Origin of the sequence: Pseudomonas sp. R-28-1W-6, assembly GCF_009799925.1 — a bacterium.
Lineage (GTDB): Bacteria > Pseudomonadota > Gammaproteobacteria > Pseudomonadales > Pseudomonadaceae > Aquipseudomonas.
The window spans coordinates 55,989-82,338 of sequence record NZ_WELK01000007.1; the positions used below are offsets into that span (position 1 = coordinate 55,989).

At 66.3% G+C, this 26,350-nt stretch carries 21 protein-coding genes, 1 tRNA gene and 2 riboswitches; of the genes, 4 read left to right on the forward strand and 18 right to left on the reverse strand.

The genetic code is table 11. The features are described from left to right. Positions 1-61 precede the first annotated feature (61 nt). The gene (locus F3I62_RS14040) at positions 62-604 is read left to right on the forward strand and encodes an ATP-dependent zinc protease (RefSeq protein WP_160490264.1); all 543 of its coding nucleotides are present in this window, start codon (positions 62-64) and stop codon (positions 602-604) included. Here F3I62_RS14040 and F3I62_RS14045 read toward each other — a convergent pair. The 16 genes from F3I62_RS14045 to F3I62_RS14120 form a co-directional block, all read right to left on the reverse strand. Then, complete coding sequence (locus F3I62_RS14045) at positions 598-990, reverse strand: YkvA family protein (RefSeq protein WP_160490265.1); 393 nt, start codon at positions 988-990, stop codon at positions 598-600. The genes F3I62_RS14040 and F3I62_RS14045 overlap by 7 nt on opposite strands. Before the next feature lie 132 nt (positions 991-1,122). Further along, a tRNA-Gly gene (locus F3I62_RS14050) sits at positions 1,123-1,196 on the reverse strand. Between the two features lie 133 nt (positions 1,197-1,329). Then, the gene (locus tag F3I62_RS14055; protein ID WP_160490266.1) at positions 1,330-2,211 is read right to left on the reverse strand and encodes an alpha/beta fold hydrolase; all 882 of its coding nucleotides are present in this window, start codon (positions 2,209-2,211) and stop codon (positions 1,330-1,332) included. A 377-nt stretch (positions 2,212-2,588) separates the two neighbouring features. Continuing rightward, positions 2,589-3,281, reverse strand: a complete 693-nt coding sequence (locus tag F3I62_RS14060) for a pseudouridine synthase (protein WP_160490267.1) — start codon at positions 3,279-3,281, stop codon at positions 2,589-2,591. 3 nt (positions 3,282-3,284) lie between these two features. After that, positions 3,285-3,494, reverse strand: a complete 210-nt coding sequence (locus F3I62_RS14065) for a cysteine-rich CWC family protein (RefSeq protein ID WP_160490268.1) — start codon at positions 3,492-3,494, stop codon at positions 3,285-3,287. Then, positions 3,491-4,975, reverse strand: a complete 1,485-nt coding sequence (locus F3I62_RS14070) for a sensor domain-containing diguanylate cyclase (RefSeq protein ID WP_160490269.1) — start codon at positions 4,973-4,975, stop codon at positions 3,491-3,493. Before F3I62_RS14070 ends, F3I62_RS14065 begins: the two co-directional genes overlap by 4 nt. A 69-nt stretch (positions 4,976-5,044) precedes the next feature. Beyond that, on the reverse strand, positions 5,045-5,869 hold the full coding sequence (locus F3I62_RS14075) for a DUF4824 family protein (protein ID WP_160490270.1): 825 nt from the start codon (positions 5,867-5,869) through the stop codon (positions 5,045-5,047). Next, positions 5,866-6,933 (reverse strand): DUF2157 domain-containing protein, encoded by a 1,068-nt coding sequence (locus F3I62_RS14080; protein ID WP_160490271.1) that lies wholly within the window; start codon positions 6,931-6,933, stop codon positions 5,866-5,868. Before F3I62_RS14080 ends, F3I62_RS14075 begins: the two co-directional genes overlap by 4 nt. 203 nt (positions 6,934-7,136) lie before the next feature. Next, positions 7,137-8,942, reverse strand: a complete 1,806-nt coding sequence (gene atzF / locus F3I62_RS14085) for an allophanate hydrolase (protein ID WP_160490272.1) — start codon at positions 8,940-8,942, stop codon at positions 7,137-7,139. A gap of 134 nt (positions 8,943-9,076) precedes the next feature. Continuing rightward, positions 9,077-12,676 carry an urea carboxylase gene (uca, locus tag F3I62_RS14090; protein ID WP_160490273.1) on the reverse strand — a complete coding sequence of 1,200 codons (3,600 nt, stop codon included), beginning with the start codon at positions 12,674-12,676 and terminating at the stop codon, positions 9,077-9,079. 164 nt (positions 12,677-12,840) lie between these two features. Beyond that, positions 12,841-13,476, reverse strand: coding sequence for an urea amidolyase associated protein UAAP2 (locus F3I62_RS14095; protein WP_160490274.1), 636 nt, complete (start codon positions 13,474-13,476; stop codon positions 12,841-12,843). A gap of 10 nt (positions 13,477-13,486) precedes the next feature. Next, positions 13,487-14,215 carry an urea amidolyase associated protein UAAP1 gene (locus F3I62_RS14100; RefSeq protein WP_160490275.1) on the reverse strand — a complete coding sequence of 243 codons (729 nt, stop codon included), beginning with the start codon at positions 14,213-14,215 and terminating at the stop codon, positions 13,487-13,489. Positions 14,216-14,225: 10 nt separating this feature from the next. After that, entirely contained in the window at positions 14,226-15,020 is a 795-nt protein-coding gene (locus F3I62_RS14105) for an ABC transporter ATP-binding protein (protein WP_160490276.1), read from the reverse strand. Continuing rightward, entirely contained in the window at positions 15,017-15,832 is an 816-nt protein-coding gene (locus F3I62_RS14110) for an ABC transporter permease (protein ID WP_160490277.1), read from the reverse strand. The genes F3I62_RS14105 and F3I62_RS14110 overlap by 4 nt, the downstream gene beginning before the upstream one ends. A 97-nt stretch (positions 15,833-15,929) precedes the next feature. After that, positions 15,930-16,997 (reverse strand): putative urea ABC transporter substrate-binding protein, encoded by a 1,068-nt coding sequence (locus F3I62_RS14115; RefSeq protein WP_160490278.1) that lies wholly within the window; start codon positions 16,995-16,997, stop codon positions 15,930-15,932. Between the two features lie 71 nt (positions 16,998-17,068). After that, a riboswitch (guanidine-I (ykkC/yxkD leader) is annotated at positions 17,069-17,182 on the reverse strand. Between the two features lie 223 nt (positions 17,183-17,405). Then, positions 17,406-18,482 carry a putative urea ABC transporter substrate-binding protein gene (locus tag F3I62_RS14120; RefSeq protein ID WP_160490279.1) on the reverse strand — a complete coding sequence of 359 codons (1,077 nt, stop codon included), beginning with the start codon at positions 18,480-18,482 and terminating at the stop codon, positions 17,406-17,408. Positions 18,483-18,538: 56 nt separating this feature from the next. Beyond that, a riboswitch (guanidine-I (ykkC/yxkD leader) is annotated at positions 18,539-18,653 on the reverse strand. A gap of 309 nt (positions 18,654-18,962) precedes the next feature. Between F3I62_RS14120 and F3I62_RS14125 the strand changes: the two genes are divergently transcribed. The 3 genes from F3I62_RS14125 to lapD all read left to right on the forward strand — a co-directional run bounded on the left by F3I62_RS14125 (position 18,963) and on the right by lapD (position 22,260). Next, positions 18,963-19,475, forward strand: a complete 513-nt coding sequence (locus F3I62_RS14125) for a hypothetical protein (RefSeq protein WP_160490280.1) — start codon at positions 18,963-18,965, stop codon at positions 19,473-19,475. A 205-nt stretch (positions 19,476-19,680) separates the two neighbouring features. After that, positions 19,681-20,307: a cysteine protease LapG gene (gene lapG, locus F3I62_RS14130; RefSeq protein ID WP_372240139.1), complete on the forward strand. Its 627-nt coding sequence runs from the start codon at positions 19,681-19,683 to the stop codon at positions 20,305-20,307. A 21-nt stretch (positions 20,308-20,328) separates the two neighbouring features. Then, positions 20,329-22,260, forward strand: coding sequence for a cyclic di-GMP receptor LapD (gene lapD / locus F3I62_RS14135; RefSeq protein WP_160490281.1), 1,932 nt, complete (start codon positions 20,329-20,331; stop codon positions 22,258-22,260). Between the two features lie 124 nt (positions 22,261-22,384). Here the strand turns inward: lapD and F3I62_RS14140 are convergent, their stop codons facing one another. Together F3I62_RS14140 and F3I62_RS14145 are read right to left on the reverse strand one after the other, a co-directional pair. Then, a complete protein-coding gene (locus tag F3I62_RS14140; protein WP_160490282.1) occupies positions 22,385-22,723 on the reverse strand; it encodes a tryptophan synthase subunit beta in 339 nt (112 codons plus the stop codon). 68 nt (positions 22,724-22,791) lie between these two features. Beyond that, positions 22,792-26,350: S-layer family protein (locus F3I62_RS14145; protein ID WP_160490283.1), on the reverse strand; the 3,559-nt coding region annotated here is incomplete at its 5' end.

Below are 26,350 nucleotides of genomic sequence, written 5' to 3' on the forward strand. Positions count from 1 at the left end.
CTATACTCGCCTTGACGTGTATTTCACCTGGCTTTCTTTAGAGTCCGGACATGTCTATGCCATGGAGCTCAGCGTGAAGCCTAACTGGATTGATTGGATCGTTGCCTCGGTGCTCCTGCTGGTCACCGCGGCACCGCTTTATGCGGCCAATGCCAGCCAGCCAGAGGTCTTCGGCTGGGTCGAAGAGGGGCTGCTGCTGCCGGAAAACGTCTCGGTGAAGATCAAGCTGGATACCGGCGCGTTAACCTCGTCCATGGACGCCAAAGACCTCGAACGCTTCGAGAAGAACGGCGAGAAGTGGGTGCGTTTCAATGTCGAGGCCAAGGACAGTGATACCGGCAGCGCGGTCAGCATCCCTTTCGAACGGCGCGTGGAGCGTAATGTGAAGGTCCGCGGTGCCGGTGGCGCTGAACATCGCCCGGTCGTGCTGATGCAGATGTGCATTGGCCATCGGGTGTACAGCGAGCAGTTCTCGCTAAAGAACCGGGGCAAGATGCTCTACCCCGTGCTCATCGGGCGGCGCACGCTGGAGCATCTCGGCGCGGTGGATGTTTCCCAGACCTTCACCCGAGAGCCTAAGTGTGGGAAGGCGGCTGCTCAGTGAGGCCTGACTGCTAGCCAGGCCAGGGCCAGGCCTGCCAGCCAGATCAGCACAACCAAGACCGCTGCGGCTCGGTTTACCGGGCGCGGCTGTTGTGTGCTTTCCCATGCGCTGGCCTGCTGTCGACACGCTTCCAGTATCTTTCCGGGGATCAGGCGGATGACCAGCAGGATGCCCAGGGGCAGCAGAAGGAGGTCATCCAGATAGCCCAGAATCGGGATGAAGTCGGGAATCAGGTCTATGGGACTCAGCGCGTAAGCGACCACGGCAATCGCCACGGCCTTGGCCAGCCAAGGGGTGTCGGGGTGTCGACAGCAGAACCACAACACCATCACTTGTCGTTTGAGTGCCTTGGCCCAGTCGCTGAGTCGCTGCAGTGCTCTGCGCATCTTGTGTCCTCGCTAAGGGCTGTCGTGCTGGTGACCAGCAGCCATGCAGCCACTGCGATGGCCGGCTGGCAAGGCTGTGTGCCAGCAGAAACGAAAAAGCCCTGCATGAGCAGGGCTTTTTCGTTGAAGTTCTGGAGCGGGCGAAGGGAATCGAACCCTCGTCATGAGCTTGGGAAGCTCAGGTAATGCCATTATACGACGCCCGCTTGAGCGGGTGACTTTGTACCAGAATCGCCTGCCGAGGTGAAGCCACGGCGCAAGAAATACCTGCGTCGTGGTGCACGCCGTTGCCGCTGGCAGCTGCGGCGGGGCCTTGCCGGGCTGCCGGCGGCACGGAGTTCAGCCGGCGAGGGCGGCACTCTCGGCCATGGCCACGCTGCGCGAGCGCTGGCCCAGCGGTTGCTGCAGGTAGCCCAGCAGGGTGTCGCGGGTCTGCAGCCAGGCGCCCTTGTGTTCCATGTCGAGGAAGTGGCCGGCCTGGTCGATGCAGCGGAACTCGCTGTGGCGCACGTACTGGGCGAACAGGCGGGCATCCTCGACCGTGGTGTACTCGTCCCACTCGCCGTTGACGAACAGCGTGGGAATCTCGATTTCCGCGGCGAAGCTGGTGCAGGAACGCCCTTCCATGTTCAGCACGTTCTCCACGTGGAAGCACATCTGCTGGTACTCGTAGACTTCCAGACTGGTCAGGTGGCGATGGTTGTAGCGCTTGTACAGCGACGGCAGGTGCTTGCCGATGGTGCCGTTGAGCAGCAGACCGGCGTTCTCGCGGTCGCAGGCCTTCATCACCGCCACGCCGCGCTCCAGGTAGCCGAGCATGGCCTGGTTGGTGACCGGCGAGAACGAGTTGATCACCGCCCGGACGATGCGCCGCGGCCGACGCGCCAGGGCCTGCAGGGTGGCGATGCCGCCCCAGGAAAACGACAGCACGTGGTCGCAGGCGAACTGTTCGACCAGTTCGAGGAGGATGTCGGCTTCCTCTTCGCGGGTCATCAGACGCGTGTGGTCGTTGTGCTCGCGCGACTGGCCGGCATAGGGCAGGTCGAACAGCACCACATTGAAATGCGGGTAGAGATAGCGGACGGTCTGGGCGAAGGACGCCGTTGTCGACAGTGAACCGTTGACCAGAATGATGGTGTGCTCGGCGCTGTCGGCGCGGTAGAACTCCGTGTAGACCCGGTATTGCCCCTGGATATCCAGCACAGCGGTTTCTGGTTTCATCGTACATGCCCCTGACGTGCAGTGTTACGGACGCGCAGCCGCAGGAACGCGAGCTGCACGAGCTTCAGGACAGGTAGGCATGCGCCTGGAAAGTGGGGCCCTTGTCGACGGGTACGGTCTGCCGACAGGTGTTGTTATTGGCGGGCGATTTTTCGGTTCGGGAATCGACCGAGGAGAAGTGGCGTCACTTCGCTTCGGTACGATCGGGGGCAGTCCCGTTACAGGTGCCGTGGCACCCTCAACCAAAAAAGTGTTCTTAGACTCTGCTTATGACTTGCTGGTCACTTACGGACCTTGGATTTGATTCAAGCAGGCTTGTGTGACCGAAGCAAGTCACTCGTATGGCTGGTTCTGCAACTTCTGCCGGACGGTAGCATTCAGACCAGAGCCGCTTCCTCGGCACTCAGCGCCCGGTATGCGCCAGGCGCCAGGCTCGGGTCGAGTTGCAGCGGGCCCATGCGCTCGCGGTGCAGGGCCAGCACCTTGTTCTGGAAGTGGCCGAACATGCGCTTGACCTGGTGATAGCGGCCTTCGTGCAGGGTCAGCAGGGCGCTGTGACTGTCGAGGATCTGCAGCTCGGCGGGCAGGGTGGTGAGGTCCTCGTAGGCGAAGTACAGGCCGCGGGCGAATACCTCGATGTACTCGGCGCTGATCGGTTGTTCGGTGCGTACCCGGTAGACCTTGCCCAGGCGGCTGCGCGGTTCGGTCAGGCGGCGCGACCACAGGCCGTCGTTGGTGAGCAGCAGCAGGCCGCTGGTGTTGAGGTCGAGGCGCCCGGCGATATGCAATTCGTGCTTGTCCGGCTCGTCGAGCAGGTCGAGCACGGTGCGGTGCTCGGGATGTTCGGTGGCGCTGACCACGCCGACCGGCTTGTGCAGCATGAAGAAGCGCGCCGGCTTGCCGGCCTGCAGCAGCTGGTCGTCCAGTTCGATGCGGCTGAATTCGCGCACTTCGCAGCGGCCGTCGCGCACCGCGGTGCCATCCACCCGGATGCGCCCGCTGGCCAGCAGCAGGCGCGCATCGGCGCGGCTGAACTGTGGCAGGTTGCTGAGAAAGCGGTCGAGACGCACGGCTCAGTCCGCTTGCTTGGGCTCGGCGGGCAGGCCCCGGGCACAGCGTGGGCACAGGCAGGCCCGGTCGCGCTGTTCGGCTGGCAGGCTGTCGAGCACGGCCGCATCGACTGGGCTGTGGAAGCACCAGCAATCCTGCACCGGCTCGCTCTGGCCGGCCTGGGCGCAGCGGTTGAGCTGGCCGCAGCGTGGGCAATGGCTGGCGTCGGTCATGCCTGCGGCTCGAAGGTTTCTGCGCAGACGCGGTTGCGCCCGGACTGCTTGGCCCGGTACAGCGCCCGGTCGGCGCGGGCGATCAGGCGGTCGAGGCTGTCCTCGTCATGCAGTTCGGTGAGGCCGATGCTGGTGCTGATCGTCAGGTTGACGCCATTGAAGGGGAAGCTGCTGGCGGTGCTCTGCTCGCGGATCTTCTCGGCCAGCAGGCGCGCCGTGGCGCTGTCGGTGTCCTTGAGCAGGAGGATGAACTCCTCGCCGCCCCAGCGGCAGATGATGTCGGACTGGCGCAGATTGCCCTGCAGGTTGTGGGCAAAGCCGCGCAGCACTTCGTCACCGGCCAGGTGGCCGTAGTTGTCGTTGAGCTGCTTGAAGTGGTCGAGGTCGATCAGCAGGGCGCAGAGCGGGCTCTGGCTGCGCTGGGCTTCGTTCAGGGCCTGGCCGGCCAGCAGGTTGAAGCCGCGGCGGTTGGGCAGGCCGGTGAGCACGTCGGTGGTGGCCAGGGTGGCGATGTGGCGCTGGTAGCGACGCATGGCCAGGTACACCAGAAACAGCACCATGGCGCTGATCAGCGCGCAGATCAGCAGGTTGAGATAGAGCGTGTGGCGGATGCCGGCCAGGGCGCCATCCTCGTGCTTCTCGACGAACAGGTACCAGTCCAGTTCGGGAATGAAGCGCACGTTGAGAAAGTGTCGGTGACCGTGCTCCTGGTAGTCGAAGTGGCCGCTTTGCGGTTGCGGCAGCCTGGCCAGCAGTTCTTCCAGGCCGGCCACGCTGCCGAGCGCCTGCCCGGTGCGTGCGCCCAGCGGTCCGCCGCTGGCCCCGGTGAGGGCGATGCGCCCGTTGCCGTCGACGAAGTAGATGCTGCGCTCGTAGCGCTGCTGGTAGTCATCGATCAGCTTGACCACGGCATCGACGGTGAGGCCGACGCCGGTGACGCCGATGAAGTTGCCGCTGTAGTCGAACACCTTGTAGTTGATGAAGAAGGTCAGCCGGTCCTGGTTGGCCATGTCGACATCGACATTGATCTCGTAGGGCTCCTGCATGGCGCGCACGCGGAAGTACCAGACATCGCGCGGTTCGCTCGCGCTGACCTGCTTGAGCACGCCCTTGGCCTGGTAGTAGGTGTGGGTCTTCTCGGAGATGAAGAAGCTGGTGAAGGCGCCGTAGTGTTCCTGCACTTCGCGCAGGTAGCGGGTCATCTGCGCGGCATCCTGCTCGCCGCCCATCACCCAGTCGCGGACGAAGGTGTCGCGGGCCATCATCGAGGAGATCACCACCGGGCGCACCAGATCCTTCTGGATTTCCGAGTAGATATTGTCGGACGTCAGCGGCAGTTCGGTGTTGACGATGCTGTGGCGGATGCTGTCCCGCGAGGTGTAGTAGCTGACCAGGGCGGTGGCGGTGAAACCACTGAGCAGCAGGGCGAGCAACAGCAGGAGCAGAAGGGTCTGGGCTTTGCGCGAGTGGCTGAGTGGCATGGAGTGGGCCCTGGAGTAGTGGCTCCATGCTAGCGCGCCGGCCGGGCCGGCGTCACCGGTTCTGCCGGGTTATTCGGCGAGGCCGTGGATGGCGCTGATCCATGGCTCCAGGCGCTGGCCATAGTTGACCCGGGCCTGGAAGCCGGGGCGCGGCTCGTCGGAGTGGCTGGCGGGCAGGCGCTTGGCCAGCAGGCTGCGCCAGGCATGCGGCACGTTGAGGCTGCTGTTGTACAGCTGGTCGATCTGCCCGCTCAGCTGGCGCACCTTGCCGCTGCAGTCGCACCAGGCGCTCACCGTGCCGGGGACCAGGGCGTAGCGGCTGCGGTCCGGGTAGCGTTGGCGCAGGCTGGCGGCATCCAGGCCGACATCGACGGCGAACAGGCGGCTGTCGTGCTGGCGTTCGCGGGCGAGGTCCTCGCGTGCCAAACGCTCGCGGACCTGCAGTTGTTCATCGTCCGGTAGCTGGGCGAGGGCCCGGCTGGCCTGCTGCAGCTCGGCCTCCGTGCGCCGCAGCTCGGCCTGGTAGGCCGGGCCATCGAGCTCCAGCACCACCAGCACCTGGCGCTTGCCATGGCGCTGCCGATAGTCGGCGTCGTCCTCGGCGAGCGGGGCGAAGCCCAGGGCCAGCAGCTGCTCCTGCTGCAGGGGGCGGCGCTCGTAGCGGTTGCCGGAGTCGGCGGGGCGTGGGCTGCGCCAGTCCAGGCGCAGGGCCAGGCCGCTGTTTTCCCGGCTGGGCCCCTCGTGGTCGCGCAGCAGCTCGCGCTCGGAGAGCAGCAGGCTGCTCTCCGGCTGGTCCTGGCGGTTGTACCAGACGCCGGCCAGGGCCACGGCGTTGGTCAGCAGGATCAGGGCGAGGCCGGCGAGCAGGCCGTGCCGGCTGGTGAGCGTGATCATGCGCTGGCCCCCTTGTGGCTGCGGCGCAAGCGCCCGAGCACCAGCAGGCTCAGCACGGCAACCAGGCCGAGCAGGAGGAAGAACAGGTACTTGGGCAGCACGTCCCACCACCAGTCGACCATCTTGATGCCGAGAAAGACGATGAAGAACAGCTGGCCGGTCAGCGCTACTTCAGTCCAGTCGCGACGGGTGCCGAGCCAGATGGCCAGGGCCGAGGCGACAAAGCCGAGCAGCTGGTAGCCATTCTCGATGCTGGCGGCGGAGAACGGCAGGTAGCTGCCATGCCCCCAGTTGGCCAGCACCAGCATGGGCACGAACAGGGCGAGCAGACCCATGATCCGGTAGGTGGCGGCGAAACCGCTGAAGCGCGCCTGGCCGACGAACAGCGGCAGGAGGAACGCCAGCAGCCCGCCGGGCAGGAAGTTTTCCGGGTGCTCGCTCGCCTCCAGCCAGTAGAAGCCGCTCCACGCGCCCAGCCGCGTGCCGCTGTAGGCCAGCAGGCAGGCCAGGCCGGCGACCAGCAGCAGGCGCGCGTTGCAACCATAGGCCAGCAGCAGGGCGAGGGCGGCCCAGGGCAGCAGGGCCTTGTCCGAGGGCGTGATATTGAAGATCTGCCCGAGCATGCTGATGTTCAGCACGAAGCAGGCGAAGGCGAGCAGGGCGGCCAGCTTGCTGAAATAGCCGGACGGGTCGCGGCGGCGGATGGCGAAGGTCAGCAGCAGGCTGCCCAGGGCGAAACCGCCGAGGATGGCGACCTGCGCCGCCTCGCTGAACAGCCCCCAGAACTGGTAGAAGAAGAACAGCAGGCTGGCGGCCAGGGCCAGGGCGCCGAGCAGCGAGACGATCCGCATGCTCAGCGACAGGCGTTTGCTCTGCTGGCTGGCATCGATATCGAAGCGGGCGCGGTACTGCGCCAGCAACTCCTGATGGTGTCGTTGCAGGTGCTGCAGCTGCTCGTTGCCAAGCCTCAGGGCCTGCTCTTCATGCAGGCGCTGCACCTCGCGGTAGAACGCCTGGATATCGTCGGCGCGGTGCTGGGCCTGGTCGCGGGTGAGTGACGGCATACGGTTCCCTGTGCGTGCTGTGTCCCGGCAAGCGGGCGACTCCCTCCAAGCACTCTAAACCCGAAGCCCCAGCCCCGCCAGCTGCCCGGCATGCCGTGCCGGCATGAGAGCTGGCGATTCGTAGGGTGCGCCGTGCGCACCAGGGCCCGGTACGGATTTGCCGGCGCGCACGGCGCACCCTACGCAGAGCGTATGAGTGAGCCTCAGGTCTTGTTCTGCAGATAGACCTTCCAGCCGCCGAAGTGGCTGATGTCCACGGCGCCGGCCAGGCCATAGGGTTCGCAGATGAAGCCGGTTTCCCAGCTGCCGTCGGCCAGTTGCACCTTGCCCAGGCCCAGCGGCGCGGGGATGCCGGTGAGGAACGAGCCCAGCTCGGCGCTCGGCAGCTCCCAGACTTCGACGGCGATGGCCACGCCACTCTCGGCGACGCGGACCATCCCTGGGCGGAACGGTGGGCCGCCGGCCAGGGCGTACAGCCGGTAGTCCGGCGAACTCTGGGTGGCCTGCAGCAGGCGGCCGCCGCGTTGTTTGAGCTGCCAGTTCAGCGGCAGGCCATCGAGGTGCGCGCCGCATACCACCACGCGGGCGCGGTCGTTGCGGGCGACGCTTGCCGGGGCCTGTGCGTCCAGCGTGCGTTGACCGGCCAGCGCCAGGCCATGCTGGCGCTGCAGGCCGTCGGCCAGGCCGAGCAGGGATTGGTCGGTGAAGGCGCGACCGAACAGGGTCACGCCCCACGGCAGGCCGCCCGCCATGAAGCCTGCAGGAACAGCGACGGCGGCGTAATCCAGCATGTTCATGAAGTTGGTGTAGTAGCCCAGGTCCGAGTTGCGCTTGACCGGTTCGGCGTGCAATTCGGCCAGGGTTACCGGGCGCGGGTAGGCCGGGGTCAGCACGCAGTCGACCTCGCCGAGGATGCGGTCGCAGATCGCCTTGAGTGCCTGCAGGCGGTACTGGGCGCGAAAGGTGTCGACGCCACTGACGCCGGGTGCCTTTTCCAGCACGGCCTTGATCACCGGCAACACGGCATCCGGCTGCTGCTCGATCAGGGCGCCGGCAACGCTGTAGCGCTCGGCGACCCAGGGCCCTTCATAGAGCAGGCGCGCGGCTTCGAGGAAGGGCGCGAAGTCGATTTCCACCGCTTCGCCGCCAAGGGCCTTGAGCTGTTCGATGGTGCTGGCGAATAGCGCCGGGCTTTCCGGGCAGCCGAGAAACTCCAGCTGCGCCGGCACGCCGAAGCGAAAGCCCGCGCGGGGTTTGCCGAAGGCGCTGGCGTCGTTCCACAGCGGGTTGGCGCGGCTGTATTCATCGTGCGCATCCAGCCTGGCGGTCAGCGCCAGCAACTGGCTGGCCTCGGCGGCGGTCGCGGTGAAGTAGGTCGCGCAGTCCAGGGTACGGCAGGCCGGTACCACGCCGGCGGTGGAAATCAGGCCCTTGGTGGCCTTGAGTCCGACCAGATTGTTCAGCGCCGCCGGCACCCGGCCGGAGCCGGCGGTGTCGGTGCCCAGCGCAAAGCTGGCCACGCCCAGTGCCACGGCCAGGGCCGAACCGGCGCTGGAGCCGCCGGACGGGTAAGCCGGGTGCACGCTGTTGCGGCATTCACCGTAGGGCGAGCGGGTGCCGTTGAGGCCGGTGGCGAACTGGTCGAGGTTGGTCTTGCCCAGGGGCACGGCGCCGAGGGCGATCAGCTGCTCGACGATGGTCGCGCTTTGCCCCGGCACATAGGCGAAGGCCGGGCAGGCGGCGGTGGTCGGCACGCCGGCCAGGTCGATATTGTCCTTGATGGCGAAGGGCACGCCGAACAGCGGCAACTCGGCGGGGGACTTGCCGTCCAGGGCGGCCAGGTAGGGTTCCAGCTCGGCCAGGCTGAGCAGGTGGATAAACAGCTTGAACTCGGGGTTCAGCGCGGCGGCCTGCTGGTGCAGGGTGGCGATCAGCTGGCGCGGGGTCAGGCTGCCATCGCTGTAGGCGGTTTTCAGGGCGCCGAGGCGCAGATCGAATGGGTGTTTCATCGCAGTTCTCTCGTAGGGTGCGCCGTGCGCACCGCATGTCCGGTTGGTGCGCACGGCGTACCCTACGGCGCCGTGCGGCTATGAATCTCTGTTGTGGGGTAGATGGCGCTTTATCCATCCACCCTTGCGAGGTGTCAGGCTTCCTCGAGCACCACCACGCGCTGGCCGGCGCGTACCGGCGAACCGGGTTGCACGCGCACCTCGCGCACCACGCCATCGCGTGGGGCGGTGAGGGGGATTTCCATCTTCATGGACTCGAGGATCACCAGCACATCGCCGGCTTTCACCGTGCTGCCGGCCTCCACCTGCACCTGCCAGAGATTGCCGGCGATGTGGCTGTCGATGCTGTGCTGGCCGGCGCCGAGCTGGGTGTCCTCGCCCACATCCGGGCCGACTTCCTCGACTTCGAAATGCGCCTGGCCGGAGGCGATCCAGCGCTGGCGTTCGGCGTCGAAGGCGGCACGCTGCTGGCTGCGGAAGGCGTCGATGCCCTCGGCTTCCTCGGTGAGGAAGTCCTGGTAGTCGGCCAGGGCCAGTTCGCTGTCCTCGATGCGCAGTTCATAGCGGCCAAGCGGGAAGTCGCGGCGGATCTGCAGCAGTTCCTCGGCCCCCACCGGGTAGAAGCGGATCTGGTCGAAGAAGCGCAGCAGCCAGGGCTTGCCGTGGAAGGCGGCGACTTCGCGGTAGCGGTTCCACATCTGCAGGGTGCGGCCGACGAATTGGTAGCCGCCGGGGCCTTCCATGCCGTACACGCACATGTAGGCGCCGCCGATGCCCACCGAGTTCTCCGCGGTCCAGGTGCGCGCCGGGTTGTACTTGGTGGTGACCAGGCGATGGCGCGGGTCCAGCGGCGTGGCCACCGGCGCGCCGAGGTAGACGTCACCGAGGCCCATCACCAGGTAGCTGGCGTCGAACACGGTCTTGTAGACCTCGTCCAGATTGGGTAGGTCGTTGATGCGGCGGATAAATTCCAGATTGCTTGGGCACCAGGGTGCGTCCTTGCGTACCGTGGTCATGTACTTGTCGATGGCCAGCTGGCAGGCCGGGTCGTCCCAGGACAGCGGCAGGTGCACGATGCGCGACGGCACCTTGAGGTCCTGGGCGTTGCAAACCGCGTCCCACTCGCCGATCACCACCGCCAGCAGGTTGGCCAGCGACAGGGTTTCCGGCTGGTAGTGCACCTGCAGCGAGCGGATGCCGGGCGTGAGATCAATGACTCCGTTGAGGTTCTTGGCTTCCAGCGCCTGCATCAGCGCATGGCCGCGGAAGCGCAGCACCAGATCCAGCTCGGCCTGGCCGATTTCCAGCAGCAGGTGGGTGTCGCCGGAGAGGCGGGCGACCAGGCGCTTGTCCTGGCTGCCGATGTCGAGGATCACCGGCGGCTCCAGCGGAATCGGCTGCCAGTTGACGGCGACCGGCGTCAGTCCGCTGGTTTCCTCTTTGCGGGCTTTAGCCAGGTTGCGAGCGGTTTCGATATTCACCGGCACGAAGCGCAGCTTGTCGCCGGCCTTGAGCTGGCCGAGCTGCCACAGGTCGGCTTCGATGATGGTCACCGGGCAGACGAAGCCGCCCAGGCTCGGGCCGTCCGGGCCGAGGATCACCGGCATGTCTCCGGTGAAGTCCACCGCGCCGATGGCGTAGGGATTGTCGTGGATGTTCGACGGGTGCAGGCCGGCCTCGCCGCCGCTGTCGCGCACCCACTCGGGTTTCGGTCCTATGAGACGCACGCCGGTACGGCTGGAGTTGAAATGCACTTCCCAGTCGGTGGCGAGGAAGGTCTCGATATAGGCCGGGGTGAAGTATTCCGGCGCGCCGTGCGGGCCGTAGATCACGCGGATTTCGCGGACGGCGGGCAGGGCGGTGCACAGCGCGGCGGGCAGTTGTGCACCGCTGTCCTTTTGCGCGAGAGGTGGAATGTGCAGCACATCGCCGGCGCGCAGGGCACGGCCGCCGTGGCCGCCGAACTGGCCGAGAGTGAAGGTGCTTTTGCTGCCGAGGTATTTCGGCACTTGCAGGCCGCCTCTCAGGCACAGGTACGAGCGCGCGCCGCTACCGGCGATGGTGCCGAGGCTCAGGGTGCTGCCGGCCTTGATCAGCAATGCGGTGTTCATTGGTTGCTCGCTGCCATCCACGCTCAGCGGAATCGCCGCGCCGGTCACCGCCACCACCGCATCGGTGTTGAAGCGCAGCAGCGGGCCGCTCATGGTGATTTCCAGACCGGCGGCACCTTCGTCGTTGCCGAGCAGGCTGTTTCCCAGGCGCAGCGCGCGGTCGTCCATCGGGCCCGACGGCGGCACACCGACTGCCCAGTAGCCGAGACGGCCAGGGAAGTCCTGCACCGTGGTCTGGGTGCCGGCGGACAGCACTTCGAAAGTGTGTGCCTGGTAGACCAGGCCTTCCAGGCAGCGGGTCCAGGGCGAGCCGCTGGCGAACGGTGCGTCGACCAGAATCTGGCGCAGGTAGTCGCGGTTGGATTCCACGCCGTACAGCACCGAGTCGGCCAGGGCCTGGTTCAGTGCGGCGCTGGCTTGGTCGCGGCTCGGCGCCCAGGTGATCAGCTTGGCGATCATCGGATCGAAGTAGGGCGGAATCTCGCAGCCGGCTTCGACCCAGGTGTCGATACGCAGACTCTTGCCATCGGCCTTGGGGAAGCTGACGGCGGTAAGCAGGCCGGGGCTCGGCTGGAAGTCGCGGCCCGGGTCTTCGGCGTACAGGCGCGCCTGGATGGCGTGGCCGCTGGGTTTCAGGTTCTGCGCCAGCTCGCTCAGCGGGGCCTGGTCGCCGGCCGCCAGCTCGATCATCCAGCGCACCAGGTCGACGCCCCACACCTGTTCGGTGACGCCGTGCTCGACCTGCAGGCGGGTGTTCACTTCGAGGAAGTAGAAGCGCTCGGCCTCGCTGTCGTAGACGAACTCCACGGTGCCGGCGCTGCGGTAGCTGACCGCCTTGGCCAGCTTGATCGCCGCCGCGCACAGCTCGTCGGCCATGCCGGCCGGCAGGTTGGGCGCCGGGGTTTCTTCCAGCACCTTCTGGTTGCGCCGTTGCACCGAGCAATCGCGCACGCCGAGGGCCAGCACGTCGCCCTGGCCGTCGCCGAACACCTGCACTTCCAGGTGGCGGGCACGCTGGATGTACTTCTCGATAAACACGCCGCTGTCGCTGAAGTTGTTCTGCCCCAGGCGCTTGACCGTGTCGAACGCCTCGCTCAGCTCTGCAGCGCTGTTGCACACGCGCATGCCGATACCGCCACCGCCAGCGGTGCTTTTCAGCATCACCGGGTAGCCGACTTCTTCACCGGCCTTGAGCGCGGCGTCGAGGTTTTCCAGCAGCTCAGTGCCTTCCAACATCGGCACGCCGTGCTGTTTTGCCAGCGCTCTGGCGGTGTGCTTCAGGCCAAATACGCGCAATTGCTCAGGCGTCGGGCCGACAAAGGCGATGCCGGCGGCCTCGCAGGCCTCGGCGAAGGCGGCATTCTCGGAGAGGAAGCCGTAGCCGGGGTGAATGGCTTTTGCGCCGGTCTGCTTGGCGACGGCGAGGATCTTGTCGACCACCAGATAGGTGCTGGCGGCCGGACCTTCGCCGAGGCTGAAGGCTTCATCGGCCTGCTGGATATGCAGGCTGGCGGCGTCGGCCTCGGAGTACAGGGCCACGCCTTTCACGTTCATGGCGCGCAGGGTGCGCAGGATGCGGCAGGCGATGGCGCCGCGGTTGGCGATCAGGAGTTTGTCGAACATTCGAGGCGTCCTCGAAGGGGCGGGCCGTCCCGCAGTATTCGGTCTGCACCCCGGTCGTCCGGGGTGGGTAAATCGGTTTGGTGGCGGGGTTCTACTGTGGGAGCGGCTTTAGCCGCGAATCAGGATCACGCGAAAGCATCGCGGCTGAAGCCGCTCCCACATGCTTAATCCCATACCAGCACCTCGGCCGGGGTCGGGTTCCAGCCGTTGCAGGGGTTGTTCAGTTGCGGGCAGTTGGAGATCAGCACGATGACGTCCATATGCGCGATCAGCTCGACGTACTTGCCCGGTGCGGAGATGCCGTCCTCGAAGGTCAGGCCGCCTTCCGGGGTGACGGGGACATTCATGAAGAAGTTGATGTTGGCGCCTATGTCGCGCTTCTCCAGGCGGCCGTCGTGCAGGCTGGCGCGCAGGAAGTTGTCGCGGCAGCTGTGCATGTAGCGCTTGTCCAGGGCGTAGCGCACGGTGTTGCTCTCCTGGGCGCAGGCGCCGCCGAGGGTGTCGTGGCGCCCGCAAGTGTCGGCGCTGATGGTCAGCAGCGGGTTGCCCAGGTTGGACCAGAGCACGGTTCCGGTGGTCAGGTACAGGCTGTTCTGCTTGCGCAGGGTGCGTTGCGGGTCGTAGCGCTCGCGCGGGTTCTTCGCGCTGAAGAACAGCGTGTCGACCGCCTGGTTGCCTTCGAGGTCGAGCAGGCGCACGGTCTGCCCGGCTTTGACTTCGCAGAGGAATGGCTCGCCGGCCGGGATCTCGTGGCGGTAGACGGCGGCTTCGGGGTGCTTGTCGCTGGCGGTAAGGCTCATCTCGGCGTCCTCAGATATACAGGCGTTCGGTGTTGTGGAAGCCGCGGCCGTTCTCCGGGCGTGAGGTGCGGCAGAGCACGCTGATGCCGTCGCTCGCCACCGTGCTCCAGTTCAGCTGCACCGGCTTGGGCGCGTACTGCGGGTTGGGGTCCAGCGGGTGCTGCAGGGCGGTGAGCACCACCAGGCAGTCCATCGGCGCGTACAGCTCGATGTAGTCGCCGGCCTTGGAATTGCCGGGTTCGAAGTGGAAGCGTCCGTCACCATCGACCGTCACCTTGCTGAACAGGTTGAGCGCCATCAGCAGGTCCTGGATGTTCAGGTTCCACTTGCCCATTTCCACCAGCAGGTTGTCCACGCCGTTGCGGAAGTAGCCGTTACGCAGCTCCTGGTAACGACCGGCGCCGTACTTCTCGCTGACTTCGGAGGCAGAGAGTACGCCGCCGAAGCTGTCGTGCCAGCCGCAGGTGTCGGCGGTGATGGCGGCCAGCACGCGGCCCATATCCGAGTACAGGCAGTGGCCTGCGGTGAGCTTGGCGGTGTGCTGGCACTTGAGGGTGTCCGGCAGGTTCAGGCGCTCGCTTTTCTCGGCGGCGGAAAGCAGCAGCAGGCTGACGTTGGCGCCGCCTTCGAGGTCGGTGAGGCGCAGCAGCTGGCCGCGCTTGAGAACGAAGGAGGTGTGGCCGCCGCCGGGCACGAGCTCTTCGTACAGGCTGGGGCGCAGGGTGAGTGCAGCAGTCATGGCTAACTCCTTACAGGGCCGGTTGCGCGGTGCCGGTGACATGCGCCGGCAGCGTTTCGACGGCGGCGCGGGTGGCGCGGCGGTCGCTGTTCAGGGGGATGTCGTAGGTGATGCGCGCGCCGAAGGCGTTCGGTGCGTGCGGGTCGATGCGGGTCTTGTCGAACACCAGCAGGCGGGTGCCGAGGCTGAAGCCCTCACTCAGGTCGTGAGTGACCATAAATACGGTCAGCTTGGTCTCGTGCCACAGCTCCAGCAGCAGGGCGTGCATGTCCTTGCGGATGCCCGGGTCCAGCGCGCCGAAGGGTTCGTCGAGCAGCAGCACGCGCGGCTTCATGATCAGCGCCTGGGCGATGGCCAGGCGTTGCTGCATGCCGCCGGAGAGCTGGCTGGGGTACTTGTCCAGGGCGTGGCCGAGGCCGACTTTCTTCAGGATCACCGCGGCCTGTTCGCGGGCCTCGCGCTTGGCGGCGCCGAACAGGCGGCCGAGCAGGGGCGAGCGCGGCAGCTCCAGGCCGATGGCGACGTTGTCCAGTACCGACAGATGCGGGAACACCGAGTAGCGCTGGAACACCACGCCGCGGCTGCTATCCGGCTCGCCGGCCAGCGGCTGGCCACCCAGCAGGATCTCGCCACGGCTGGCGCGTTCCTGGCCCAGCAGCAGGCGCAGGAAGGTCGACTTGCCGCAGCCGGAAGCCCCTACCAGCGTGCAGAACTCGCCTTCGTTGATCGACAGGTTAAGTCTTTCCAGTACGACCTGATCGCCATACTCCTGCCAGACGTTTTTGACTTCGATGAAGGCGCTCATGCCTTGGCTCCTTCATACCAGGGAAAAACAAGTCTGGTGGTCTGCCGCAGGCCCAGGTCCATCAGCCAGGCGAGCAGGGTGATCCACACCACGTACGGCAGGATCACATCCATCGCCATGTAGCGACGCACCAGAAATATCCGGTAGCCGAGGCCATCGGTGGCGGCGATGGCTTCGGCGGCGATCAGGAACAGCCAGGCCGAGCCGAGCACCAGGCGCAGGGCGATCAGCAGGCGCGGCAGCAGCTGCGGCAGCACCACGCGCAGGATCAGGGTCCAGGTGCTGGCGCCGAGGGTCTGCGCCTTGATCAGGATTTCCTGAGGGATCTCGCGGGCACGCTGCTCCAGATCGCGAGCCAGTACCGGGGTGATGCCGATCACGATCAGCATCACCTTGGACAGTTCGCCGAGGCCGAAGACGATGAACAGGATCGGCAGGATCGCCAGCGGCGGCACCATCGACAGCACGGTCAGCAGCGGCGATAGCGGCGCGCGGAACAGCGGCAGGATACCGGCGGCGATGCCCAGGCATAGACCGACCAGGGCGGCAATGCCGATGCCCATGCCGAGGCGGGCCAGGCTGGCGGCGCTGTCCTGCCAGAACAGGTACTCGCCGCTGCGCTTGTCCTCGCTGAAGGCCAGGCGATCGATGGCGTCGGCCATCTGGCTGGCGCTGGGCAGCAGTTTGTCGTTGGGGTTGTCCGTCAGCCGCGCCGCCGAGCCCGTGAAATAGGCGAACAGCAGCAGGGCGAAGGGCAGCAGGATCAGCAGCAGGCGGCCGCCGCGGTCCGGGTGTCGGTTGATCAGGCGCATGGGGCTATCTCATGGAGAGCGAGAGCTGCGTAGGGTGCGCTGCGCGCACCATTGGCACGCGCGGGGCTGGTTGGTGCGCGCGGCGCACCCTACGGCGTCAGAGTTTTCCGTCGGCCGCCATCTGCATGTAGCTCGGGTCGAAGCGCAGCTTGAGGTTGCCCTTGTCGCCGGTGGTCACGCCCTTGGCGAAGCCCATGCCGATGGCCTCGGCGCTTTGCGCGCCTTCACCGAGCAGGCCGTGGCTGAAGGAGAACTCGGCCACCTTGGTCATGGTCGCCGGCAGTTTCGGGCTGTTGGCGAAGGCCACGGCATCCTTGGCGCTGTAGAACATCTTGGTCGCCGCCAGTTGCGCGTCGTAGCCGGCCAGGTCGGTGCCGGAGGCCTTGGCCATGTGCTCGCGGGCGGCCTTGCCGGCAGGGGTGTCGGCGCTCATGGTCGCCATGATCTCGTACCAGGCGCCGGTCAGGGCCTTGCCCAGGGCCGGGTTGTCTTTCAGGGTGGCGCTGTTGACCACCATCAGGTCGATGATTTCACCGGGGATCTGGCTGGAGTCGAACACCTTGGTCACGCTCGGGGTGGCTTCGATCTCGGCCAGCAGCGGGTTCCAGGTGGCCACGGCCTTGACGTCGTCGGTGGCGAAGGCGGCGACCAGGTCGGCGTCGGAGGTGTTGACCACCTTGAGGTCTTTCTCGGCCAGGCCGGCGCGCTCTAGGCCACGGGCCAGCAGGTAGTGGGAGACGGACAACTCGACCAGGTTGACGTCCTGGCCCTTGAGGTCGCCGAGGGTCTTCTTCTCGCCCTTGAGCACGATGCCGTCGTTGCCGTTGGAAAAGTCGCCGATGATCAGCGCGGTGCTGTCTACGCCACCGGCGGCGGGAATGGTCAGGGCGTCCATGTTGGTCATGGTGCAGCCGTCGAACCCACCTGCGGTGTACTGGTTGATCGATTCGACGTAGTCATTGAGCTGCACCACATCGATGCTGATGTCGTACTTCTTCGCCCACTTGTCGACGATGCCCTGGGCGGCGCCGTATTCCCATGGCATCCAGCCGGCATAGATGGTCCAGCAGACGCTGAAGTCGGTCTTCGGGGCGGCGAGGGCGGGGAAGCTCAGGGCGGCACACAGGCCGGTAGCGATCAGCGAGGACAGCAGGGACTTGCGCATGGGTAGACCTCCAGTTCCAGGGAATACGGGCAGGAGCGGCGCGGCACGTGCCTGGCTGACCAGGTGGCGCGTTCTCCCGGGCTTTTATCCCGCCGTGTAACCCCGAACGAGGTCGCCAACTCTCGGACCAGTCACTTGCCGCACTCTGTGGAGAACGGCGAGCCGGAACCCTAGTCAGCCATTGCAAATTGTCGTGCCGCGCCCCTTGCGGGGTGCTTCTGCATGTCGGTACTAAAGCGAACATCGTGCCAGCTGGGGCAAGGCCCTTGGCCTGGCGGTTTGCGCGGTGAGCCTGGCGGTGAACGGGATGGGTGGTTGCGCCATCCTGGTGCGCGGTGTTCGTTGTTGGTGCCTGGGCGCGGGCTCAGCCGCGCCCTTCGCGGATCAATCCGCTCCCACAACAGCGGGTTAAAGCCTGGCTTCGGCGGCCTGCTGCATATAGCTGGGGTCGAAGCGCAGCTTGATCTGTGCCGGGTTGCCCAGCACCCGGTTGCCGCTGAAGGAGATGCCCAGCTGCTGCAGGCCGTTACCGTCGTTGCCGAGCAGCTTGTGCGCGTCGGCGAAGCCGGCCACGCGCTGCATCAGCAGGGGCATCTTCTCGCTGCTGGCGAAGGCATAGGCCGAGCGCGGGGCATAGAAGGAGCGGATGGTCTTCAGCTGCAGCTCGAAGTCTTCCAGGGTGGTGCCGGCGGCGGTTGCCATCTGCGTGCGGGCGGCCTTGCCCGCGGCGGTCGGCATGCCCATCAGGCGCATGCCTTCGAACCAGGCGCCGGTCAGCGCCTTGCCCAGTTCCGGGTGGGCGGCCAGGGTGGCACTGTTGATCACCAGCAGGTCGAGGATCTCCCCGGGGATGTGGTGCGAGCTGAACACCAGGGTGCTGTCGCCGTCCTGGCGCAGGTCGGCGAGGATCGGGTTCCAGGTCACCAGCGCATCGCCCCTGCCGCTGCGCCAGACCTGGGCCAGGTCCTTGTCCGAGACGTTCTCGATCTTCACCTCGCTCTCGTCCAGGTGCGCCCATTCCAGGGCGCGGCCGAGCAGGTAGTGGGACACCGAGTTTTCCACCAGCAGGATGGTCTTGCCCTTGAGGTCCTTGATGTCGCGATCCGCGCCGCGGATCAGGATGCCGTCTGCTCCGGCGGAGAAGTCGCCGACGATCAGCGCGGTGGAGTCGACCCCGGCGGCGGCCGGGATGGTCAGGGCGTCCATGTTGGTCATGGCACAGGCGGCGTAGTCGCCGGCGGTGTACTGCTCGATGGAGGCGACGTAGTCCGGTACCTGCTCGACCTCGATCTGGATGCCGTACTGCTTGGCCCACTTGTCGATGATGCCCTGCTCGGCCATCTGCCCCCAGAGCATCCAGCCGGCATAGATCGACCAGCAGACCTTGAACTTGGCGGGCTCCGCGATGGCTCCGGGCGATTGCACAAACAGCAGGGCCAGCAGGCTGGCGGGAAGCAGACGGGCGAACAGGGAACGGCGTGACATGGCTGACCTCAGGCAGAAGAAACGGGCACAGGATGGCGGCAGCCAAACGCTGCGCGTTCTCCCGGGCTTTTGTCCCGCCGTGTGACCTCTGTCGAGGTTGTCCACTCTCGGACCAGTCGCTTGCCCTGCTCGTTGCGGAGCGGGCGAGCCGGAACCCTAGTCGACCATTGCGATGATGTACTGATGCGATTGCGCGTGGCGGCAATCCTGTGTCCGCCCTGTCTAGCGAATGGCGTGCCAAAACAACGGGTCGGATGCCATTGCGCGGCCTGTGCGGAAGGCATGGAGCGCTCTAGCATGGGTCTTCGCATCAGGAGCGAGGCGTTTTGCACCGTGCTGGTGCACCGGTAATGCGCCGATACAACTTATGCGCGGGGCCGGTCCGGCACTTCATTCGGGGGGCAAGGGTCAAAGCCTGTGGGAGTGATCCCGGGTGCCGATATTCGTCGGCGCCACCCCAGCGGTCGAAGGAGGCCGCCCATGTCCATTCGAGCAGTCTTGTGTGCAGTTCTCGGCTTGAGTCTCGGCGGTTGCGTCGCCTATGGCGATGAGCGCCCCTATTACCGTCAGTACGCCCCCTACAGTGGTTACAACGTGCAGCGCTACGAGGTGTACCCGAGTTACCGGGTCTACCGCTATTACGACGATGACCGGCGTTACAGCGACCATCACGACCGCTACCAGGAACGCCGCCACTCCCACTATGCCCCCGGTTATGACGGCCGCTATGACTGGCGCAACGACCGCCATCGCTCCGGCGAGCAGCAGCGCTACCACGAGCAACGCCGGCACAGCGAGCAGCCACGCTATGGCTGGGATCGCCGCGAGGGCAACGATGAGCGGCGCCAGGGCTCCTGGCTGCGCCAGAGCGACCGGCGCGACGAGGGCCGCCGCTACGAGGGTCGCCACGAGGAACGCCGCCACGAAGGCGAGCGGCGTCAGGAGCGCTCGTCGCACCAGGACGGCCAGCGCGGCTGGCGTATCGCCAACTGAGGCCCGCGCCGCGCTTTAATGACTGGCCCAGGATGAAGGCCGTTGCGCCGATTCATCTGGCCCGGTCGGGCGGGCCGAGGATTGTGTTTTCAGCCTGCGCCACTCACCATGACGGCCATTCATCGGTTTGGATGTACCGGCTTTGCCGATCGGTCGCCTCGTCTCTTTTCTGCAGCATCCGGGTAGACCCGCAAAAGTGGTTTTTTTGCTGGTCTGCCTGGCCGTTGCCGGCGTTCTGCAGGCGGGTTGGGACTTCGGCCTGATCAGCGCGCGCGCGGAGAAACTCTATGGCCCGCTGGGCGAGGGCCGCGCGCGCATCGACGACTGGCAGCGCCTGTTCGAGGCGCAGGCGGGCCAGGCCGAGCTGCAACAGCTGAAGGCGGTCAACCGGTTCTTCAACCTGCGCCTGCGCTTTCGCGACGACATCCAGCTGTGGCGGGTCAAGGACTACTGGGCCACCCCGGTGGAAGCCCTGTTCCGCGGCGCCGGCGATTGCGAGGATTTCGCCATCGCCAAGTACTTCAGCCTGCGCCAGCTGGGGGTTCCCAGCCATAAGCTGCGCATCACCTACGTCAAGGCGTTGCGCCAGAACCAGGCGCACATGGTACTGACCTATTACCCGCAGCCCTCGGCGATACCGCTGGTGCTGGACAACCTGATCGATGCCATCGAGCCGGCCGACCGCCGGACCGACCTGGTGCCGGTCTATGCCTTCAATGCCGAAGGCTTGTGGCTGCCCGGAGCGGGCGGCGGCAAGCAGGTCGGCGACGCCAAGCGCCTGTCGCGCTGGCAAGACCTGTTGAAAAAAATGCGTGCCGAGGGATTTCCCTGATAGCGGCCGAGGGGTTTATGCATGTCACTGTTCAAACAGCTGTTCATCGCCATCTGCGTGCTGATGCTGGTGAATTTCGCCGGTAGCTTCCTGGTCAGCGTGGAGGGCTCGCGCGAGCAGCAGGTCAACCAGCTGCGCGCCCACGCCCAGGATGCGGCGACGGCACTGGGCCTTTCGCTGAGCCCGCACGTCGACGACGTGCCGATGATGGAACTGATGGTCAGCTCGATCTTCGACAGCGGCTACTTCCAGAGCATTCGCGTGCTCGACGCCGAGAGCGGCGAGCTGCTGGTCGAGCGCAGTGGCGTGCCGGTCAGCGCCGCCGCCCCGCAGTGGTTCGCCCGCCTGGTCGACCTGGACGCCGCCAGCGGCGACGCCATCGTCAGCGACGGCTGGCGCCAGGCGGCCCGCGTCGAGGTGGTCAGCCATCCGCTGTTCGCCATCGGAAAACTCTGGCAGAGCGCCCTGGGCACCCTGATGTGGCTGGCCCTTAGCAGCCTGCTCTGCGTGGGCCTGGGCGTGCTGTTCCTCAAGCGGCAGCTGCGCCCGCTGGAATACCTGGTGGAGCAGTCCAATGCCATCGCCCGGCGCGAGTTCCTCAGCCTGCCGGCGCTGCCCAAGACCCCCGAGTTCCGCCGGGTGGTCAGCGCGATGAACCAGATGGTGGAGAAGCTCAAGGCGCTGTTTGCCGAGGAGGCCGCGCGCAGCGAAAAACTGCGCGCCGACGCCTACGAGGACAGCCTCACCGGGCTGGCCAACCGCCGTTACTTCGACCTGCAGCTGCAGGGTCGCCTGAGCGGCGAGAATGCCAGCAGCGGCTTCCTGCTGCTGCTGCGGATCAACGACTTGGCCGGACTCAACCAGCGCCTGGGTGGCAAGCGCACCGACCTGTTGCTCAAGGCCGTGGCCGAGCAACTGCAGTTGCTTAGCCGGGGCCGCCATGTGCTGGCGCGCAATCGCGGCGGCGAATTCGCCCTGCTGGCCATCGGCCTGCAACGCGACGAGGCCGAGCAACTGGCCGAGGCGCTGGATCAGGCCCTGATCAACCTGCAGCGCAGCGGTATCGTCGATAGCCTGCCGGTGGCGCATATCGGCCTGAGCGCCTTCGCCCCCGGCGCCGAGGCTGTGCGCATCTTCCAGGCTGCCGACGAAGCGCTGACCCGGGCGGCCAGTCAGCTGGAGCGCAATTGGGCCTGTCATGAGCAGGGGCTGGCGCAGCAGGCCGTCGACGAGCGCCAGGTGTGGTATCGCCTGCTGGATACGGCGCTCAGCGAGGGCCGCGTGCAGCTGTATGCGCAGCCGGTGGTCGATGCCAACCAGCCCGAACGGGTGCTGCACCACAAGGTGCTGGCGCGCCTGCTCGACGAACAGGGCAATCTGCTGCCGGCAGGAAGCTTCCTGCCCTGGCTGGAGCGCTTCGGCTGGGCCGCACGCCTGGACATGGGCATGCTCGACCGGGTGCTGGCGCACCTGCAGGAATGCGCTGGCACTGTGGCGCTGAGCCTGTCCGGCAGTACCCTGCGCGACCCGCAGGCGCTGGCCGGGCTCTATGAGAAGCTGCGCCAGCACGCCCAGCTGGGCGCGCGCCTGATCATCGAACTGGGTGAAGACCAGCTGCCCGAACAGGATGCGCTCCAGGCCCTGGCCCAGCGCCTGCACGCGCTGGGGTTCGGCATGGCCCTGCAGCACTTCGGCGGGCGTTTCAGCATGATCGGCAACCTGGCCAAACTGGGCCTCAGCCACCTCAAGGTGGATGGCAGCCACATCCGCGCCATCGACCAGGAAAACGACAAGCGCCTGTTCATCGAGGCCATGCAGCGCGCCGCCAACAGCATCGACCTGCCGTTGATCGCCGAGCGCGTCGAGACGGACGGCGAGTGGCAGGTGCTGCGCTCGATGGGCATTCTGGGCGTGCAGGGGCGCTTGTTCGGCGAGCCGCAACCCTGGCCGTGAGGGCTGTGCTGCGGGCCTTGTGGCCTTGCGCCTGAGTTGGGCGGGGGTGGCGGCCGGATAGGGTCGCCGTGAACAGAGGGGGCGGCTGGGCGCGGGGGCTGCAGTATGCCCCCGCGCGGCCGGGCTAGATCAGGCCGGACTCTTCATCGTTGATCAGCCGGTGCAGGCCGCCCAGCGCGTCACGCGCCTTGCTGCGGCCAACCAGCTTGGCCTGCGCCGCTTCCGGCAGATCGGTGATGCGCAGCACGCCTTTCTGGATCAGCGCGGTGATCAGGTCTTCCAGCACGCGGATCATGTCCAGGTCGCTCTGCTGCAGTTGCAGCAGGCTGTTTTCCACGCTCTGGTTGGCAAACCAGGCCTGGGCTTCCTGGCTATCGGCCGCCAGCTCGCCGTCCATGCCCGCGAATGGCGCAGGCTCCACCCGCTCCAGGTTACCCCAGGCGTCGTGTTTCACATACAGCATCGGCCGCTCCTTACGCATTTGACTGCCGCGAATCAGCCCGCGCCCGGGAGGGCGCGGGGTTCTGCTGATCAGATCGGGTCGGTCTTGACCAGCGGATCGGCGCCGGCGATCAGCGAGTTGACCAGGTCGGCTTGACTCAGGTTGCCCGGGTTCAGGTTGACGGCGGCACCACCATTCTCCAGCTGGATGCTGGCATCGGCGTTGCTGCCGTCGGCATTTAGCACCCCGGTGCTGCTGATCAGCAGGGTCGAGGTGGCGGTATCGACTCGCAGATAGTTGAGAATATTGCCATCGTTCTCGCCTTGCAGCAGTTCGTGCAGATCGATGCGGTCGCCTTCGCCGGCATTGAAGTCCTTGATCACGTCATTGCCGGTATCGCCGGCCTTCCAGATGAACAGGTCGGCTCCGCTCCCGCCCGTCAGCGAGTCGTTGCCGCTGCCGCCCAGCAGGATGTCGTTGCCGCTGTCGCCAATCAGGCTGTCGTTGCCGATTCCACCGTCCAGCGTGTCGTTGCCCGTGCCGCCAACCAGGCTGTCGTTGCCGGCGCCGCCGCTGATGTAGTCATTGCCGGTACCCCCGGTGAGCGTCGAGTCGGCCGAGCCGCCGATAATGGTCTTGGCCGTGCTGGTGCCGCCATCGCTGACTTCCAGGGTCAAGGTCGGGGCGAAACCGCTGGGCAGCGCCGAGTTGGTGGTCAGGTAGATCTTGTCCGTGCCCACTGTGGTGGTCGCGGTGTTCAGCAGGGCGGTGTAGGCGCTCAGGTCATAGACCCCCTGGGCGTTGGGCATGATCTCCTGGTAGGTGCCATCGGCATGCGCCACGCTGAGGGTCGAGCCTGCGGGGAGGTCGCTGAGGGCCAGGCCGGTGAAGGTCTCCGCGGTGCCGACCTTGTCCTGCACCACGGCGTACAGATCCACCGGGTAGCTGTAGCTGGTCAGGCCGGTCTGGCTGGCGTCCACGGCGATGTACTCGATCTGGAAGCCGTTGTTGGCCTTGTCGTCCTGTGGTCTGGTTCCGGGATTGAAGGCGTTGGCGGCCCCCAGCCCGATCGACAGGCTGCTCATGTCGGCACTGACCGAGTAGTTCACGTTGGCCGAGGTATTGCCGCCCTGGTTGAACAGGGCGCCGTCGAGCGTGGCGTTGAGCGTGGCCTTGGTGATGGTGCCGCTGATACCGGTGAGGTCCGCGGACCAGCTGCCGCCTGAGTTGACCGTGGCAGTACGGGTCACGGTGCTGGTGACGCCGCTGGCGCTGGCCACTTCCAGCTGCAGTTCCACCTTGAGGTTGGCGGCGGATACCGTGGTCGTGGAGGAGGTACCGATGCTGCCGCTCAGCGTGCTCTGCCCGACCAGGTCGGCGGCTTCCAGCTTGCTGCTGACCTTGACCACGTCATCGGCGGAGTTCTTCAGCTTCAGCGCCATGTACTGCATGCCGCTCGGGAAGCTGAAGGTGATGGCCTCGTCGCCCTCGATGCGCTGGGCTTCGGTGCCGTTGTCCCCGCTGCCGTTGACGCCCAGGTCGTTGCCACCCGACCAGTTGAAGGTGCCGTTGCCGCCGGTGGAAATGGTCACGCCATTGCCGAAGGTGTAGGTGTTCTTGCCGGTCAGGCCGCCATCGCTGACGAAGCTGATGGAGTTGATCAGCGGTGCGCCGATGACCAGCGATACATCGCTGCCGGGCACGGCATCGGCCACCGGGTTGACGAGGATGCCGATGCTGTCGCTGTCGGTCAGGGGGCCGCCGGCGCCGGTATTGCCACCGTCATTGCTGGTCATGCTCAGGGTGACAGTGCCGCTGGCATCGGTTGCCGGGGTAAACACCGGCTGGCTGGCCGCGTCGGCGAGGTAGGCGTTGATCGCCGCCAGGCTGCCGGTCAGCAGCAGGCTGCCGGTGCCGGAACCAGTGACGTCTACGCCTGCGCTCGAGCTGGCGCTGAGCAGGCCGCTGCTCACGCTCAGGCTCACCGAGAGGTTGCTGGCGCCGGCATCCACGTCGCTGACAGATAGCCCGCTGAGCTTGAGGGCGACGTCTTCGCTGGTGCCGTAGCTGGCCGGCAGCTGGTTGACCGGAGCATCGTTCAGGGCGTTGATCTGGATGGCGATGGTGGCCGGGGTTTGATCCAGGTTGCCGGCAGCATCGCTGGCGCGGTACTGGAACGCGGTGCTGCCATTCCAGTCGGCGTTCGGCGTGAAGCTCAGGACGGCCTGATCGCCGATGGCGGGAATGGCCTGGCCAACCTGCACTGCCTGGCCGTTGTAGCTCAGCGTGCCGTTGGCCGGCAGGCTGTCGATGGTGAAGTTGGCAATGCTGCTGTCGGCATCGGTCGCTTTCAGGGTGATGGCGATGGCGCCGGCATCCTCGTTGGCGGTAACCAGGTCATCCACGGATTCGGGGGCGCCCGTGTCACCGATGGTCAGGCTGGCGGAAGCCGACTCGCTGTCCGCACCATCCTGGGCCGTCGCCGTCACGGTCAGGCTCAGGTTGCCGACCGGGTTACCTGGGATGGTCATGGTCAGGCCGGTGATGGTGACTGCCTTTGTAGTGGAATCAACCACCACGTTATAGCTTCCGTTAGTGATCAGCGGCAGCGTCCAGGTACCGTCGGGATTGGCGGTGCCGGCGGACAGGGTGGCACCGTCGGGGACTGCCACCGTGATGCTGGCAATGGACTCGGAGTGATCGATGTCGCTGGGCGTGGCCGTGATGGTCAGCGGATAGCCGATGCTGGAGACAAACTCGATCGAGTTGATCAGGTAGTCGTTATCTCCGCCTCCCGGGGCGCTGAACTCGATGCGGCTGATCGCGGCACCGGTGCTGCTGGTCAGTGTGATGGCCGGATCGATGGCATCGGTCAGGCCGGCGATGGTGCCGCTGCCGATCGGGTTACCGTCGCTGTCGAACAGTTCGTAGGTGGCTCTTTCGCCGGTATGCAGCCAGGCGAAGCGCACGGTCGCGTTCGCCACCGGGGCATCGAAGGTCACCGCGATACGCTCGGACTGGCCGCTGGCCTGGCCCAGTTCATTGTCGGCGCCGGAGGCCGACCCCGCGACGCCGAAGCCGTTCGGGCTGCCGTTGATGGCAATCACCCCCGCACTGCCATCGAGCTTGACGGCACTGACGCTGAAGCCTTGGCCGCTGGCCGTGACGTTGGTGGTGCTGATGGTGGTGGTGCTGGTGCTGCCTGCGCCCAGGCTGAGGGTGACGATGGGCGCGTCGGCAACCGGGGCCACGTCGAAGGTCAGCGTGTTGGACGTGCTGTCGAACAGACCGGCCTGATCGCTGACCGAGAAGGTCAGATTGGCGTAATTGTCACCGCTGGCGTCGGGTGCCGGCTTGAACGTCAGCTTGTCGAGGTCGGCCAGGGCAATCACCTGGCCCGCGCCGACCGCCGCGCCGTTCAGCTGCAGCGAACCGGCCCCCGGCAGGCCATCGATGCGCACCGCCTGCAGGCTGTCGGCGCTGTCTATATCGGCAAAGCCGAAGTCGGCGGCGCTGAAGCCGTGGCTGCCGTCTTCGCTGAGGCTGATGACGGCATCGGTGCCGGTGGGAGCGTCGTTGACTTGGTTAACGTCGATGCTGACGGTGGCGCTGTCGGTGTCGCCATCGGCGTCCTGGGCGACGTAGTCG